16 protein-coding genes are annotated in these 14877 nt (G+C 71.4%); 9 read left to right on the top strand and 7 right to left on the bottom strand.

Annotated elements, in window-relative coordinates:
* Positions 1-34: 34 nt before the first annotated feature.
* Entirely contained in the window at positions 35-1564 is a 1530-nt protein-coding gene (locus AB0A90_RS32010) for a family 43 glycosylhydrolase (protein ID WP_357255155.1), read from the bottom strand.
* 197 nt (positions 1565-1761) lie between these two features.
* Between AB0A90_RS32010 and AB0A90_RS32015 the strand changes: the two genes are divergently transcribed.
* Positions 1762-2244, top strand: a complete 483-nt coding sequence (locus AB0A90_RS32015; protein ID WP_357255158.1) for a hypothetical protein — start codon at positions 1762-1764, stop codon at positions 2242-2244.
* A gap of 60 nt (positions 2245-2304) precedes the next feature.
* On the opposite strand, the gene AB0A90_RS32020 is transcribed toward AB0A90_RS32015, so the two are convergent.
* From AB0A90_RS32020 to AB0A90_RS32030, 3 genes are all read right to left on the bottom strand, one after another.
* Positions 2305-3180 (bottom strand): endonuclease/exonuclease/phosphatase family protein, encoded by an 876-nt coding sequence (locus tag AB0A90_RS32020; RefSeq protein WP_357255161.1) that lies wholly within the window; start codon positions 3178-3180, stop codon positions 2305-2307.
* Between the two features lie 180 nt (positions 3181-3360).
* Entirely contained in the window at positions 3361-3906 is a 546-nt protein-coding gene (locus AB0A90_RS32025; RefSeq protein WP_357255164.1) for an SUKH-4 family immunity protein, read from the bottom strand.
* A 149-nt stretch (positions 3907-4055) separates the two neighbouring features.
* Positions 4056-4970 carry a phosphotransferase gene (locus tag AB0A90_RS32030; RefSeq protein ID WP_357255167.1) on the bottom strand — a complete coding sequence of 305 codons (915 nt, stop codon included), beginning with the start codon at positions 4968-4970 and terminating at the stop codon, positions 4056-4058.
* A 180-nt stretch (positions 4971-5150) separates the two neighbouring features.
* Between AB0A90_RS32030 and AB0A90_RS32035 the strand changes: the two genes are divergently transcribed.
* Positions 5151-5903 carry a hypothetical protein gene (locus tag AB0A90_RS32035; RefSeq protein WP_357255170.1) on the top strand — a complete coding sequence of 251 codons (753 nt, stop codon included), beginning with the start codon at positions 5151-5153 and terminating at the stop codon, positions 5901-5903.
* A gap of 9 nt (positions 5904-5912) precedes the next feature.
* On the opposite strand, the gene AB0A90_RS32040 is transcribed toward AB0A90_RS32035, so the two are convergent.
* Together AB0A90_RS32040 and AB0A90_RS32045 are read right to left on the bottom strand one after the other, a co-directional pair.
* Positions 5913-6929: an ATP-binding protein gene (locus AB0A90_RS32040; RefSeq protein WP_357255173.1), complete on the bottom strand. Its 1017-nt coding sequence runs from the start codon at positions 6927-6929 to the stop codon at positions 5913-5915.
* On the bottom strand, positions 6922-7617 hold the full coding sequence (locus AB0A90_RS32045) for a response regulator transcription factor (RefSeq protein ID WP_357255311.1): 696 nt from the start codon (positions 7615-7617) through the stop codon (positions 6922-6924). The genes AB0A90_RS32040 and AB0A90_RS32045 overlap by 8 nt, the downstream gene beginning before the upstream one ends.
* A 149-nt stretch (positions 7618-7766) precedes the next feature.
* Between AB0A90_RS32045 and AB0A90_RS32050 the strand changes: the two genes are divergently transcribed.
* Positions 7767-8846, top strand: a complete 1080-nt coding sequence (locus tag AB0A90_RS32050; protein WP_357255176.1) for an NAD-dependent epimerase/dehydratase family protein — start codon at positions 7767-7769, stop codon at positions 8844-8846.
* Here AB0A90_RS32050 and AB0A90_RS32055 read toward each other — a convergent pair.
* Positions 8818-10173, bottom strand: a complete 1356-nt coding sequence (locus AB0A90_RS32055) for a hypothetical protein (protein ID WP_357255179.1) — start codon at positions 10171-10173, stop codon at positions 8818-8820. The genes AB0A90_RS32050 and AB0A90_RS32055 overlap by 29 nt on opposite strands.
* 147 nt (positions 10174-10320) lie before the next feature.
* On the opposite strand from AB0A90_RS32055, the gene AB0A90_RS32060 reads away from it, so the two are divergent.
* The 6 genes from AB0A90_RS32060 to AB0A90_RS32085 all read left to right on the top strand — a co-directional run bounded on the left by AB0A90_RS32060 (position 10321) and on the right by AB0A90_RS32085 (position 14814).
* Positions 10321-10998, top strand: a complete 678-nt coding sequence (locus AB0A90_RS32060; RefSeq protein ID WP_357255181.1) for a glycosyltransferase family 2 protein — start codon at positions 10321-10323, stop codon at positions 10996-10998.
* Positions 10995-11675, top strand: a complete 681-nt coding sequence (locus AB0A90_RS32065; protein WP_357255183.1) for a DUF2064 domain-containing protein — start codon at positions 10995-10997, stop codon at positions 11673-11675. Before AB0A90_RS32060 ends, AB0A90_RS32065 begins: the two co-directional genes overlap by 4 nt.
* 95 nt (positions 11676-11770) lie before the next feature.
* The gene (locus tag AB0A90_RS32070) at positions 11771-12385 is read left to right on the top strand and encodes a methyltransferase domain-containing protein (RefSeq protein WP_357255314.1); all 615 of its coding nucleotides are present in this window, start codon (positions 11771-11773) and stop codon (positions 12383-12385) included.
* Positions 12382-13530, top strand: coding sequence for a molybdopterin-dependent oxidoreductase (locus AB0A90_RS32075; protein ID WP_357255186.1), 1149 nt, complete (start codon positions 12382-12384; stop codon positions 13528-13530). The genes AB0A90_RS32070 and AB0A90_RS32075 overlap by 4 nt, the downstream gene beginning before the upstream one ends.
* A complete protein-coding gene (locus AB0A90_RS32080; protein ID WP_357255190.1) occupies positions 13527-13940 on the top strand; it encodes a hypothetical protein in 414 nt (137 codons plus the stop codon). Before AB0A90_RS32075 ends, AB0A90_RS32080 begins: the two co-directional genes overlap by 4 nt.
* A 31-nt stretch (positions 13941-13971) precedes the next feature.
* Positions 13972-14814 carry an S-methyl-5'-thioadenosine phosphorylase gene (locus AB0A90_RS32085; protein ID WP_357255192.1) on the top strand — a complete coding sequence of 281 codons (843 nt, stop codon included), beginning with the start codon at positions 13972-13974 and terminating at the stop codon, positions 14812-14814.
* Positions 14815-14877 lie beyond the last annotated feature (63 nt).

The following is a 14877-nucleotide window of genomic DNA, read 5'->3' on the forward strand; positions in this document are numbered from 1 at the left end:
GTCTTTCTCCTTCGCGGAGGGGCATCCGGGTCAGCTAGAGGGTCGGTACGACGGGACGGATGGTGCCGTCGGCGTTGAACTCCATCCGGTCGATGGCAGTCTCCCGGTTGGTGCCGTTGCCGGCCGGAACAGCGAACCGGTGGTAGGCGATGTACCAGGTGTCGCTACCGGGCGCCCGGACCACGGAGTGGTGGCCGGTGCCCTTGATGCCGACGTCGAGCCGCTTCTGCAACACCACGCCGCGCCTGGTCCACGGCCCGAGGGGCGACGGGCCGGTGGCGTACGCGACCCGGTAGTCCTCACTGCGCGTGTCGTTCTCCGACCACATGAAGTAGTACTGGCCGTTGCGCTTGAACACGAACGGCGCCTCGTTGTAGCCCGACGGCGTGCTGACCCGTACCTGCGCGGCGTCGAAGGAGGTCAGGTCCGTGTTCAGCCGCACGGCCCGCGCGACGCCCTGACCCCAGTACAGGTAGGACTGCCCGTCGTCGTCGGTGAACACCATCGGGTCGATCGCCTGCCCACCGGAGAACTGGTCGCTGCGGACGAGCGGCCGACCCAGCGCGTCGCGGAACGGCCCGGTGGGGCTGTCGGCCACGGCCACACCGAGGTGTTTGGCGGTGTTGCCGCTGGCCGCGCCGCCGCTGAAGTACAGGTAGTAGCGGCCGTTGGCGCTGGCCACCGCCGGCGCCCAGGCCGAGTTGTCCGCCCAGGACACGTCCGGGCCGTGGTCCAGGACCACGCCGTGGTCGGTCCAGTTGACCAGGTCGGTGGAGGAGAACGCCTTGTGGTAGGTGCCGGCCCAGCTCGCGTAGCCGTCGGTGGTCGGGTAGAGGTAGTAGCGGCCGTTGAAGACGGCGAGGTGCGGGTCGGCGAAGAGGCCCGGGATGACCGGTCCCTTGGTGGTCCTGGGCGCCCACGGCGCGACGAGACGGAAGGAACTGTCCGCCCGGAACGCGGCCGTGTCCTGGTAGGCGTCGAGCCAGAGTGCGAAGTCACGGTGCCGGATCCGCCGGGTCGGATAGTTGTACGAGGCGAGCGCCACCGAGCCGGAGACCGAGCCGTCGACCGCGCAGAAGGTGGCGTCGGCCCGGAACCCCGCGTCACCGGCGTTGGGGTCGATCCGGAGACGGTAGTCGCGGTGTCGCAGGAACAGGCCCGTCTTGGTCTGGAACGAGTAGCAGGCAGGCGAGGCCAGGCCGTTGACCACGGTGAAGGTGGCATCGAGCTTGACCTGGTTGGCGCTGCTGGAGGTCACCGGATCGAGCTGCCCGAGGTAGTCGATGTGCCGCACGTACCGTCCGGTCTGGTTGACCGCCTCCAGCGAGACGGCGCCGGTCGGCAACGTGGCGGCCTGCGCCGGTCCGTCGGCGACCACCACGAGAGTGGCGGCGGCCACGGCGGCGAGCGCCAGGAACCGGAGGCGGACGTAGCCGTTGGCCCCGTAGCGCAGCCGCCACCGGTGGTCGGCTCTGCCGGTGTCGGCCCAGCGCGGGGTGGCCGCACCGTCCGGCGCCGACGCCGGCCCGCTGGTCGATGCCGCGGACGTTCGCCTGGGAATCACGGTGACGACTCCTCCTCCGGGCGGCCATCGATGTTAGCGTTAACAAGATCAACTCGCCACGCGGTACAGGAGCAATGTGTTCTGCTCGTTAAGTTCGCGTTGCGGACCAGTGTTAGCGATCGCATCAACGGGTGTCAAGGATCGAAGAAGTTCGCTCACCTTGATCGCGCCGCCACGGCCGGCGCTATCGTTCTGGCATGGTGCTCACGTCATCCGATGCCATCGGTGCCGCCTTCCTCGCCGCCGAGCCGGCCCACGGCGTCGACCTCAGCCTGTTCGGACAGTTCACCGGCTCCTGGGCGCTGGACTGCACCGAGTACGACCCCGACGGGTCCTCCACCGTTCGACGAGGCGAGTGGCACTTCGGGTACGCCTTGGGCGGCCGGGCCACCACCGATGTCTGGATCCTGCCGGGTGTCGAACACGGCGTCAGCGTGCGATTCCCCGACCCCGCTGCCGGCGCGGGGGTCTGGCGCTCGACGTGGGTGGGACCGGGACGGCGGCGGACGCACACCTTCCTTGCCTCTCGCGTCGGCGAGCAGATCGTGCTCGACGGCGGCGACCTCCGCTGGACCTTCTCCGACATCGAGTCAGACGAGTTCCGGTGGCGCAACGAGGCACGCCAGCCCGACGGCACGTGGCGGCTCGACCAGACGTTCCGGGTGTGGCGGCAGGCCTGACCTGACCAACAGTAGGCACAGACCGCTGCGGAGGCCGATGGTCGGCCGAAGGCGGACGCGTCAGTTCTGGATGGAGAACGTCGCGACGACACCGTTGTGGTCGGACCTGGTGGCACCGACGATGTCGTAATCGGTCATCCACATCACCTGGTGACCGGGTAGCCGCTTCCAGAAGTAGACGTAGTCGATGTGCCGATTGCCGTGTGTCCCGGTGCCCTTCTCGCCGTAGAGGTTGTAGTTGGAGCGCAGATTCGGCAGCTCGTTGGCCTCGAAGACCTGCCACGGGAACTTCGCGTACCCGTAGCTCCGGTCGGCGCTGAAGTCGACGTTGAGGTCACCGCTCACGATGACCTGGCCCTCGTCCTGCTTGTCCACCGCCAGGTCCTTGAGGCCTTGGAACTGCGCCTCGGCGCACCTGGTGCGCGGCAGGTCCTCCGGTCGGCCAGCGTTCTCGATGCTGGCCACCGCGTGGGCGTTGATGTGGGTCACGTTGCGGCCACTGGCCTTGTGCCGGTATTTGACCCAGTTGTTGTACCGCGCGGGCGGCACCTCGCCCGGGCCGTTGGTGTCACAGACGAAAATCGACCCCTTGTCGAGTACGTCGAACACGCTCTTCCTGGCGATCAACGCCTCGCCAGCCTGGTTGGTCCCGCCCGGCGCGTACAACCACCAGCCGTTGTCGGCGGCCCAGCTCTCCAGGAACGCCTTGCGGGCACCGACCTCGTTGAGACCGACGAGGTCCGCCTTGGACGCGATCAGGTTCAGGTCGTGCACGAAGTCGGCCTGGCTCAGCCCGTAGTAGATGTTCAGCGTCGCCGCCTTGAAGCCCACGCTCGCGGCAACCGCAGGGGTTGCCGGCAGCAGAGCCGCCACCAACGCGACCGCAACCGCGAGAGCGCCCAGTGCGCGGGCCTGCCAGTCCGTTGTCCTGCGCATCGATGTCCCTCCGCACAAGCCGCCGTCGGTGGCGGCCAACGAACCCTATCGACCCAAGTCGACGCGGTGCCGAACGTCCGGTAACGAAGGATCGACAGACCTGGGTCGATCGACGACCATGCTCCGCAGCGATGTCGAGTCGACCCGGCCGCGCGGGAAGCAGATCACCTCGTGCCGCGGTCAGTCGTCCGTGTCCTCGTCCTCGTCGTCGCCGGGCGTGGTCAGGCCCTGCTCGTCGAGGAAGCCCCACCAATCGTCGTTGTCGGAGCCGACCTCGCCGTACCCGGCCCCGAAGACGTAGTAGGCGAGGAACGAGTCGAGGTCCGGCGCGACTTCGAGGAACGTCTCACGCATGAACCACTCGTCGGTGGTCTCCGCCGGCAAGTACCAGACCGCGCCGGTATCGCGTCGGATCAGCAGCGGCTCGTCACTCAGCGTGCCGAAGACCAGCCACTCGCCCGGTTCGTCCGCGACGCCGGTGAACTCGGGCATCAGCTCGATGTAGTACTGGACGTCGCCGAGCAGGTCAGTTCCGCGAAGGTCGAACGAGCCGGCCCGGAGGCCGTTGGTGGTCTCCAACAGCTCCCGGACCGACCGCGGCAGAGCTGCGGGAATCTGGTCGGCCGGAGCGCCGTCGTAGATCTCGGCCCACACCAGCGTCGCCGGCTGGTCCGCCTCCAGGTCGGTGCGCAGCTCCGCGATGAGCTCCCGCAGGTCGGGGTTCAAGCCATTACCTCCATTCGGATCGGCGCGCCATCGGGCAGCTTCTTGATCTGTTGCCAGCTTTGCCGGCCGACATCCCGTGTGTTCCACCGAGAGGGTGGTCAGATCCGGCATCCGGTCCGGCTGAACCTGGTTAGCGTTCAGAGCTGGGGTCAGCGGCTCTGCTGGAACCAGGCGGCGACCAACTCCAGCGGGCGGCGGCGGCCGGTGAAGATGGTGACCGTGTCACGGAGGTCGTAGGTCTGGCGGGCATCCGTGGGCGTGGTTACGAGGCGGTTGAGCATCGCGGGGGCTAACCAGAAGTACTTCGCGGCGCCGGTGAGTTGGATGGCGCGGCGGACGGTGGCGGCGTCCACCGCGCCAGCGAGGCCGCGAAGGTAACCGGTGGTGACCAGTTCGACGACCTCGTCGATCAGGACCAGGTCGACCAGGCCGTCGAAGAACGTGTCGAGGATGAGGTTGGCGGCGTCCTCGCCGAGTGGACCGGGACCGACGAAGCTCCAGTCCAGCAGCACCGGCCCCGAGTCGTCGACGATCAGGTTCGTCGGCCACACGTCGTGGTGGCAGAGGGTGCGGGGCAGCTCATCCGTGGCCCGCAGCACGTCGTACCGGCGTAGCCAAAGCTCTCGGAGGCTGGCCCGGAGGTCGTGCGGCCAGGCGGAGGCCGCGGTGGGATGGTCCCAGGGAATCGGTTCGGTGACGGGGCGGGTCGTGGTGTAGTCGCGCAGCCAGTCGCGGGACAACCATGGCTCGGTGGGGCGCCGGCCCAGCCAGAACGCGTGCCCAGCGCCGAGCCGCTCGGCGAAGTCGCCCAGCGTCGCGGGCGTTGCCGCGGTGCCGGGCACACCGTCGACGTGCTCCAGCCACAGCGCGACCGACCCGTCGGGCCGGTCCGTCCACTCCAGCAGGGCCGGAGCGCGGATGCCCGCCGCCGAATAGGCAGTCTTCGCCAGCCCATCGCGGTAGGCCAGGGCTTCTCGCTGCCAGTAGTTCCAGTGGCCCTGGTCGGTGCTCGCCGCCCAGTGCGCGGGCACCCCGTTCCGGCCCGGCGGTGCCGCGATCTTCAAGATTGTTCTCCGGCCATCGCGGTTCACCCGCCAAATACCACCGGTCGCCCCGTTGAGCGAGTTATGGGTCAGCAGTTCGGCCTCCGACTGCCGCCCTATGAGGTCACCAGGCGGGTTCATCGGCCCATCCTAGGTACCGCCCGTTCATCGGCGGTGAGCACGGACGGCTACGGTGCTGCGATGGCGGTGTGGGAGCTGTGGCGGCAGGATGACAACGGTAACCGGGTCCAGATAAGCGCTTTCGCTGATCGGGTTGAGGCGCTGGCCAACGCCCTGGCGTTGGAATCTGGGGTGGTGCACAAGCAGACCTACTGGCTCCACGGGCCGCCCGAGCCGGTCTGCCGCACGAACCGCGACCTCTACCGACGCCTTGTCCGAGAAGGCGAGGGGATGAACGCCGCCGGACACGGTTTGGACAGGTTCCTGCGCGGCTGGTGGCAGGTTGCCCGGCCGCTGTCAGGTCAGGTCCGGCTGGACCTGGACACGGTTGCCGCGATGGTCACGGCGGCCGGCATGGTCGAGCCGGCGCCGTTGCAGGCCTCCTGGCGATCCGCCGAGTTCCGCTACACACACGAGCCGACCACGTATGCCCACTGGGAAGCCATCGTCCTGTCGCAGATCGCGGACCTGGCCGACTTCGCCGACCAAGGTCCCCTCGACAAGTACGCCTATTTCGGCATTGCCGCGCCCCGTCCCGCCGGATGTGTACGAGCCCTGAGCACCACCTGGTACAACTTCGATCCGAAGGGTTACCTGGAATGCGGGATGGCCGGGGCGCTGGGCGGCTGGAGCGAGGACGACGGCATACGACAGCCGCTTCCTGGCCCACACCCGGAGTTCGTGGACGAACGGGAGCCAGGCGATCAGGCCATCGATTTCCTCGGCTGGGACGATCTGGCAGAGCTGGCCCGATGTGGGCAGCAGTACGAGTAGCAAACCACGTCAGGCGGTGGCCAGGCGAACCATGAACTGGCAGCCCTCCGGGGTGTTGCGCACCTCCACCCGACCGCCGTGCGCCTCCACCAGGCCGTGGACGATGGCCAGGCCGAGCCCTCCGGACGCCCCACCGTCGCCGGGGCCGGGCGTGCGGGCCGGCTCGCCACGGAACGCGATGTCGAACAGTCGGGGAAGGTCGGCCGGGGGGATGCCGCCGCAGGTGTCGGCGACCGACAGCCAGGCGTGGTCCTCGTCGTGGCCGGCCTCGATGCGTACGGTGCCGTCCTCCGGGGTGTAGCGGACCGCGTTGAGCAGCAGGTTGGCGACGACCCGGGCCAGCTCCGGCTCGCTCGCGGCCACCGTCGGCCAGCCCGACTCGCTGGCGATCAGCTTGATCCGGCGGGCGTCGGCCAACGGGGTGGTACTGGCCAGCGCGTCCGACACCACCTCGCCGAGCGGCACCGCGGTCAGCGACAACCGCAGCGCTCCCGCGTTGATCCGGGACAACTCGAACAGGTCGTCGACGAGTCGGGTCATCCGGTCGGTCTCCAGGCGGATCCGGCGGTGGTACTCGTCGACGGTGTCCGGATCGCGGACCACCCGGTCCTCCAGCGCCTCCGCCATGGCCCGCAACCCGGCGAGCGGGGTACGCAGGTCGTGGGAGACCCAGGCGACCAGGTCGCGTCGCCCCTTCTCCAGGTGCCGTTCCCGTTCCCGCGCCTGGTCGCGCCAGACCGCCGCGCGGGCCAGTCGACGGCCGAAGTGCCCGCCGACGGCGAGGCTGACCACCCCTGCCGCCGAGACGGTGATCAGCACCACCTCGAGGTCGTGTGCGGAGAGGAACATCGCCTCCGCGACCGCCAGCACCCCCACGGCGACGGCAACCACCGTGGTGGCGAGCAGCACGCTGAGGTGCACGGTGATCGAGCTGCGCCGAAGCGCACGCAGCAGCAGCGCGCCGGCGAGCCCGATGCCCAGTGCCGCGCCGAGGGCGATCGCGAAGATCAGCAGTAGGTCACGCATCGGCTGGCTCGTACCGGTAGCCGACGCCCCAGACGGTCACGATCCGCCGCGGATCGGCCGGGTTGTCCTCGATCTTCTCGCGCAGCCGGCGTACGTGCACGGTCACCGTGGAGTGGTCCCCGAAGTTCCAGCCCCAGACCTGCTCCAGGAGTTCGGCCCGGCTGAACACCCGGGACGGGTGCCGCATGAGGTGGACGAGCAGGTCGAATTCGCGCAACGTCAGCACCAGGTCGGCATCGGCGAGGCGGGCGGTCCGGGAGGTGGTCTGCACCACCAGGCTGCCGTCGAGAAGCGCCTCCGGCCGCTCGGGTGGCGGCCCGCTGGCGGCGCGCCGGAGCACCGACCGGACCCGGAGCACCAGTTCCCGGGGGGAGAAGGGCTTGGTCAGGTAGTCGTCCGCGCCGAGTTGCAGCCCGAGGATCCGGTCGGACTCGTCACCCCGCGCGGTCAGCATGATGATCGGGATGCCGTCCGGCCGGGCGCGCAGCTCCCGGCACACCTGTAGGCCGTTGATCCGGGGCAGCATCAGGTCGAGCACGACCAGGTGCGGCACCTGGCGCGCCACCGCCGCCAGCGCCGCTGCCCCGTCCGCGGCGTGGCTGACCTGGAATCCGTCGTGTTCGAGGTAGCGACAGATGACGTCACTGACGGTCTGGTCGTCGTCGACCACCAGCACCCGCTGTGTCACGAACGTCCCCCGCTCCGGCCCGTCGACCTGTCCATCCGCCCAGCGTAGCCAGGCGGTGGGCGCCGACCGCACCGGCGAAACCTAACGAGGTTCTTACGGCTGCGCGGGCCGGCCGGTACGGGCGTACGCGGGGTCCTACGGTGACCGGAATGCGGATACTTGTCACCGGTGCTGCCGGGTTCATCGGCTCCCACGTCGCCGACCTGCTCGGCGAGGAGGGGCACGAGGTGGTGGCCGTCGACGCGCTCCTGCCGGAGGCGCACGGTGCGACGGCACCGCCCTGGGCGCAGCGACACGACCTCGTGGTCGGCGACGTGCGCGACCATGAGCTGCTGACCCGGCTGCTCGCCGGGGTCGACGCGGTCTGCCATCAGGCGGCCATGGTCGGCCACGGCGTCGACCCGGCCGACGCCCCCCGCTACGCCGCCCACAACGACCTCGGCACGGCCACCCTCCTCGCGGCGATGCACGCCACCGGCGTACGCCGGCTGGTGTTGGCCAGCTCGATGGTGGTCTACGGCGAGGGCCGCTACCACTGCCCGGTCCACGGAATCGTCCGGCCGGCCGGTCGCCGTGCCGCCGACCTGGCCGAGGGCCGGTACGAGCCGATCTGCCCCCGGTGCGACCTGACGCTCTCCCCCGGTCTCGTGCCCGAGGACGCGCCGCTGGAACCGCACAGCACGTACGCCGCCACGAAGCTGGCCCAGGAACACCTCGCCGGCGCCTGGGCCCGGCAGACCGGCGGATCGGTCTGGGCGCTGCGGTACCACAACGTCTACGGGCCGAGGATGCCCCGCGACACTCCGTACGCCGGGGTGGCGTCGATCTTCCGGTCGGCGCTGGCCGCCGGGCAACCGCCGCGGGTCCTGGAGGACGGTCGGCAGCGGCGCGACTTCGTCCACGTGACCGACGTCGCCGCGGCCAACCTGCTGGCCCTGACGACACCGGCGCCGGAGCCTCTGGTCCCGGTCAACGTCTGCTCGGGTGAACCGCACACCGTCGGTGAGCTGGCCCACGAGCTGGCTTCGGCGATGGGCGGACCCCTGCCGGTCATCGTCGGCGGCGGGCGGGTGGCCGACGTCCGGCACGTCGTGGCCGATCCGGCCCGCGCCGCCCGGCTGCTGGGTTTCACCGCCCGAGTCGGTTTCGCCGCCGGCGTCACCGACTTCACCACCGCGGTGATGCGGGAGCCGGCGTCGGTCAGGACACCGTCCACAGTAGGTGGTTGACGGCGAGAGCCGTGCCGGCCTGGGCCGCCAGCCACCACCGTCGGTGTCCGGGGGGCAGGTGCGCGGTGGCGACCAGCAGCCAGACGGCGAACGGTAACCAGATCCGCTCCACCTCGGCCTTGCTGAGCCCGGACAGGTCCGCCGCGAGCACGGCCACCGCCGCCGCGACGGGCAACCACACGGTGGGGCCGGCGCTGACGATCCGCTGGCGCAGGGCCGTCGGGAGCGGTGGTCGGATCGACACGGCGGCCACCGCCCGGCGCAGCGCCGGCCCGAGCACCGGCCCGGCCGAGAGCAGCAGGGCGGCGAGGTTCGCCCAGATCCAGTAGCCGTACGGGCGTTCCGCCGCCCAGCCCTGGTAGTAACGACGCGCCACCAGGTGGTAGCCGTCCAGCCACCAGAAACCGGCGACGCTGAACCCGGCGACAACGACCGCCACCGCCGTCGCCGCGACCAGGAGCACGCCGAGGCGGTCCCGCGCCCGCAGCAGCACCACGGTCACCACGAGGACCCCGACCAGGACGAACCCGTACGACAGGTAGAGCGCGAATCCGAGCAGCAGCCCGCCGAGTACGGCCCCGGGTCGGCCACCCACCACCAGCAGCGCCAGTCCGGCGGCGATCACCGCCGCGAAGATCCCGTCGGCGGACGCGCCCACCCAGACCGCCCCCGGGAAGAGGACCAGGAACGGCCACACCGCCCGAGCGGCATCCTCGGCCCCGAGCGCCCGCAGCGTCACCGGCACCGACACGGCGACCGTGGCGCCGAGCACCACACACGCGAGCCCGGCGGCGGTACCGCCGCCCAGGCCGATCCGCTCCAGGACGACGAAGAACAGCAACGCTCCCGGTGGATGACCGGCGGCGTGGGTGGACCACGAGTCGGGCTGGAAATCGAGGATCCGATCGGCGTAGCCGGCCACCATCGCACCGACATCCGTCACCCGGGGTACCTCGTGCAGGTACTCGGCCTGCACGGTGAGCCGCTCGGTCAACCCGGCGGACCAGCCGTCCACCAGGGCCAGCGACAACGTCCAGAGCACCGCGCCGAGGTAGCCGACGACCAGCAGCAGTGGCCACCGCGCGGTGGCCCCCCAGCGGGTACCCCGCCAGACGAACAGCGCCGCGACGAGGAGTGCGGCGGGAGTGCCGGGACCCAGATGGGGCTGCCACGCGGCGTAGAGCGGGGCGGCGTCCGCGTGGAGCTGCACGCCCCGATGGTTGAGCAGTGCGCCGACGGTGACGGCGACGACGAGCAGGGCAATCTCGGCGCCGATGACGATCAGGTCGGCGGACCGGGGTCGTCCCGGCCGGGTCATCATGGTCATGGTGACGGCCGACGATACGACCTCCGGCCAGGGATCCGACGGCGCGACGGCGCGACGTCAGGGACTCGTAAGATCCCCTGCCGCGTAAGCGATTCGTAAGGAGCGACGGCGGTCCGGACGGACCGTGGCGGGCCTAGCGTCGCCGGTATGCACACAACGATCGACGTGGTGCTGCCCTGCCTGGACGAGGCGGCCGCACTGCCTGCCGTCCTGAGCGGGCTGCCACCCGGCTACCGGGCCATCGTGGTCGACAACGGCTCGACCGACGGTTCGCCTGCCGTCGCGGCCGAGTACGGGGCGCGTGTCGTCCACGAGCCGAGACGCGGGTACGGCGCGGCGGTGCACACCGGCCTGCTGGCGGCGGACGCGGAGCTGGTCTGCGTCCTCGACGCGGACGGCTCGTTCGACCCGGCCGAGTTGCCCAGGCTCGTCGCGGCGGTGCTCGACGGTCGGGCGGATCTCGCCGTCGGGAGGCGTCGACCGGTCTCGGCGCAGGCCTGGCCGTGGCACGCCCGGATGGGAAACGCGCTGGTGGCCGCGCTGCTGCGGCGGCGCGGCGTGCCGGTGTACGACATCAGCCCGATCCGGGTGGCCCGGCACGCGGCGCTCCTGGGACTCGGCGTTGAGGACCGCGCGTTCGGTTACCCCCTGGAGTTGCTGCTGCGCGCCACCGAGGCGGGCTGGCGGATTCTCGAGCTGGACGTCGCGTACGCGCCCCGGGCCGCCGGCACCAGGTCGAAGGTCTCCGGGTCGGTCCGGGGCACGGTACGGGCGAGCCGGGACTTCGCCGGAGTGTTGCGCGCCGGCGTCGGCGGTGGCCGGTGAACGTCCTGCTCCTGGTCGCGAAGGCGCCGGTCGCGGGACTGGCCAAGACGCGCCTGTGTCCTCCGGCGAGTCCCGCCCAGGCGGCCCGGGTCGCGGCGGCGGCGCTGTTGGACACCCTCGCGGCGGTACGCGCCACCGCCGCGACGATTCCCGTGCTGGCCCACACCGGTCGGTTCGCCGATGCCGAGTGCGGCGCGGAGCTGACCGCAGCGCTGGCGGGCTGGCACCTCGTCGCACAGCGCGGCGCCACGTTCGCCGACCGTCTCGCGAACGCGCACGCCGACACCGCCACGGCCTTCCCCGGCCGACCGGTGCTACAGATCGGCATGGACACCCCGCAGGTCCGGCCGGCCCTGCTCACCACCGCCCTGGAATTGCTCGCCGCGCACGGAGCCGTGTTCGGGCCGGCGCTCGACGGGGGCTGGTGGGCACTCGGGTTACGCGACCCGGCGTACGCGGGCGTGTTGCGCGACGTGCCCATGTCCACCGACGACACCGGTCGCCGTACCCTCGCCGCTCTCCGGGAGCACGGCGTACGCCCGGCGATCCTGCCCGGGCAACAGGATGTCGACGACTGGCCCAGCGCGCTGGCGGTCGCGGCCGACCTGCCCGGCACGCGGTTCGCGGCTGCCGTCGAGTCGGTGGGCGGCCACCTGGTGAACGGACGCCTCCGGTGAGTTCGACGATGATCCTCGACGGTTTCGCCGTGGCGCTGGGCGGGCTCGGCGGGTGGTCCGCCGACCAGGATGCCCGCGGTACGCCGGTCGCCCCGATGCCTCCGGCCCCGTCCGAGCACTGGCTGGTGCACACCGACGGACGACGCGACCTGTTGCCGGTTCGGCGCTGGCACGGTCCTCCCGAACCGGCGATCGAGTCGCTCGCCGCGCGCTGCGACGGGCCGACGATCGACCTCGGCTGCGGCCCCGGCCGACTGACCAGGGCGCTCGCCCAGCGCGGTCTCGTCGCCCTGGGGGTGGACATCTCCGCCGAGGCGGTACGGCTGACCCAGGGCCGGGGTGTGGTCGCCCTGCGACGCGACGTCTTCGACCCCCTGCCCGGCGAGGGGCGGTGGGCTCACGCCCTGCTCGTCGACGGCAACATCGGCATCGGCGGTGACCCGGTCCGGCTACTGCGTCGGTGCGCGGCCCTGCTCGCGGCCGACGGGACGCTGCTGGTCGAGGTGGAGCCCCCGGGAGCCGGGCTGTGGCAGGGACAGGCGTTCGTGCTGTCCGGGGCGTCCGGCGACGGGGTACGTCAGGGGCCGACGTTTCCCTGGGCGCGGGTCGGTGCGGACGTGCTGGCCGGTACCGCCGCCGCTGCCGGCCTACGGGTGGCGGACCGTCTCCGGTTCGGCACACGCTGGTTCGCCGAGTTGGTCCGCCAATGATCCGCCAGCCCCGCGTCCCCACCCCCGAGGACTTCACCGCGCCGTCGCACTCACCGCTGGTCGCCGCCCGGCTCGGCCTCTGGCTCGGGGTGGCGTTCGGGCTGTGTTTCGGCACCGGGCTGCTCAGCCACTACCTCCAGCACCCGCCCGGTTGGTTCACCTGGCCGACCCGACCGGTCAACCTCTACCGGATCACCCAGGGCGTCCATGTGCTCTCCGGCATCGCGGCGATCCCGTTGCTGCTGGCCAAACTGTGGAGCGTCTACCCGCGGCTGTTCGTCCGGCCGCCCCTGCGCCAGCCGATCCGGTTGTCCGCCCACGCCCTCGAACGGATCTCCGTCCTCGTCCTGGTCTGCGCGGCGTTCTTCGAACTGGTCACCGGCCTGTTCAACGTCGCCCAGTCGTACCCCTGGGGGTTCTTCTTCCCGACCGCGCACTACGCGGTCGCCTGGCTGGTGGTGGGCGCGTTGCTGCTGCACGTCGCGGTGAAGCTCCCGATCGCCCGCGCGGCACTGGGCACGCCGCTGCGGCCCAGCGCCGGTGGGCGAGACGATCGGGACTCGTCCGGACGTCGCGCGTTCCTGCGTACCTCGGCGGGTGTCGCCGGAATCGCCGTGCTGGCCACCGCCGGCGTCACCGTCCCGTGGTTGCGTCGGGTGTCCCCGCTGGCGTGGCGGTCCGCGTCCGGACCGCAGGGCGTGCCGATCAACCGGACGGCCGCCGCCGCGCGCATCGCCGTTCCACCCGACTGGCGGCTGGAGATCGTCTGGCCGGGCGGGCGGTACGCCCTGTCCCTGGCCGACCTGGCGGCCCTGCCGCAGCGCACGGCCGAACTGCCGATCGCCTGCGTCGAGGGCTGGAGCGCCTCCGCCCACTGGACCGGTGTGCCCGTCGTCCACCTGCTCCGCCGGGCCGGCGCACCCACCGGCCGACCGGTTCGCGTCACCTCCCTGGAGACCGACGGCCTGTACGCCGCGAGCACCCTCCCCGCGGCCCACGCCAGCGACCCGCTGACCCTGCTCGCACTGCGGATCAACGGCGAGGAGCTGTCGCCGGACCACGGGTACCCCTGCCGTCTCATCGCGCCGAGCCGACCGGGTGTGCTCCAGACCAAGTGGGTGGCCCGGCTGGAGGTGTTGCGGTGAGAACCGTCCGACTGCTCCTGCTCGTGCTCGGCACCGCCGCGGCGGCGTACGGCGGTTGGCTGCTCCTCCCCCAGCTCGCCACCACCCTGCCGTGGCTGCTCGGCGGTCCGCTGCTGCACGACATCCTGGTGGCACCACTTGTCGGACTTGTCGGGCTGGCCCTGGGCCGACTGGTGACCGACCGGTTCCGCCGGGCCTGGATCGGCGCGGGCCTGCTGGCCAGCGCCACGTTGCTGCTGATCGCGGTGCCCCTGCTGTGGCGACCGCCATCGGCGCCTCCGAACCCCGGCCTGCCGGACCGTGACTACCCACTGGGGCTCGCGGCCGGGCTGGCCGTCGTCTGGGGCGTCATCGTGCTCGTGCTGGTCGTCACCACGATCGTCGGCCGGCGCGGCGCCAACCGTTCCTGAGTCCCCCACCCGCCTCCGAGGAGACGTGCACATGTCAGAAGGCAACGCCCGCCCGCCGATCGGCGTGATCGGCGGGTCGGGTTTCTACGAGTTCCTCGACGACGTCAGCGAGGTCACGGTCGACACACCGTACGGACCGCCGAGCGACTCGCTGTCCGTCGGGAGCGTCGCCGGGCGACCCGTGGTGTTCCTGCCCCGCCACGGACGTCGGCACACCCTCCCCCCGCACCTCATCAACTACCGGGCCAACCTGTGGGCGCTGCGGGCAGCGGGCGTCCGGCAGGTGCTCGCACCGGGGGCCGTGGGCGGTCTGCGACCGGATCTGGGTCCCGGCACCCTCGTCGTGCCGGACCAACTGGTCGACCGGACCGCCGGCCGCGAGCAGACCTACTACGACGGGCGGCCCCGCGGGGACGGGCAACTTCCCGGGGTCGTCCACGTGCCGTTCGCCGACCCCTACTGTCCGGTGGGGCGCGCCATCGTCCTCGACGCCGCCCGCAACGCTGATTGGCAGCCGGTCGACGGCGGCACCATTGTCGTCATCGGAGGGCCGCGCTTCTCCACCCGCGCCGAATCACAGTGGTACGGCCAGCAGGGCTGGTCGGTCGTCGGCATGACCGGTCACCCCGAAGCGGTGCTGGCCCGCGAACTGGCCCTGTGTTACACCGCGCTGTCGCTGGTGACCGACCTCGACTCCGGCGTCGAGGTCGGGCACGGCGTCACCCAACAGGAGGTGTTCACGGTCTTCGCGCGAAACGTCGAACGCCTGCGCGTCCTGCTCGGCGACGCGATCCAGACGTTGCCGGCGGACCAGGCGGGCTGCCCGTGCGCAGAGGCCCTGTCCGGCACGGACACCGGCATCACGCTCCCCTGAGAATCGGGGCGGGGTTGTCGACAGCTGCCGATTCGTAAGGGTTCCGCAAGGGTTCGCGACCGG

The sequence above is a fragment of the Micromonospora sp. NPDC049204 genome (assembly GCF_040647935.1).
In the GTDB taxonomy this organism is placed as follows: Bacteria; Actinomycetota; Actinomycetes; order Mycobacteriales; family Micromonosporaceae; genus Micromonospora.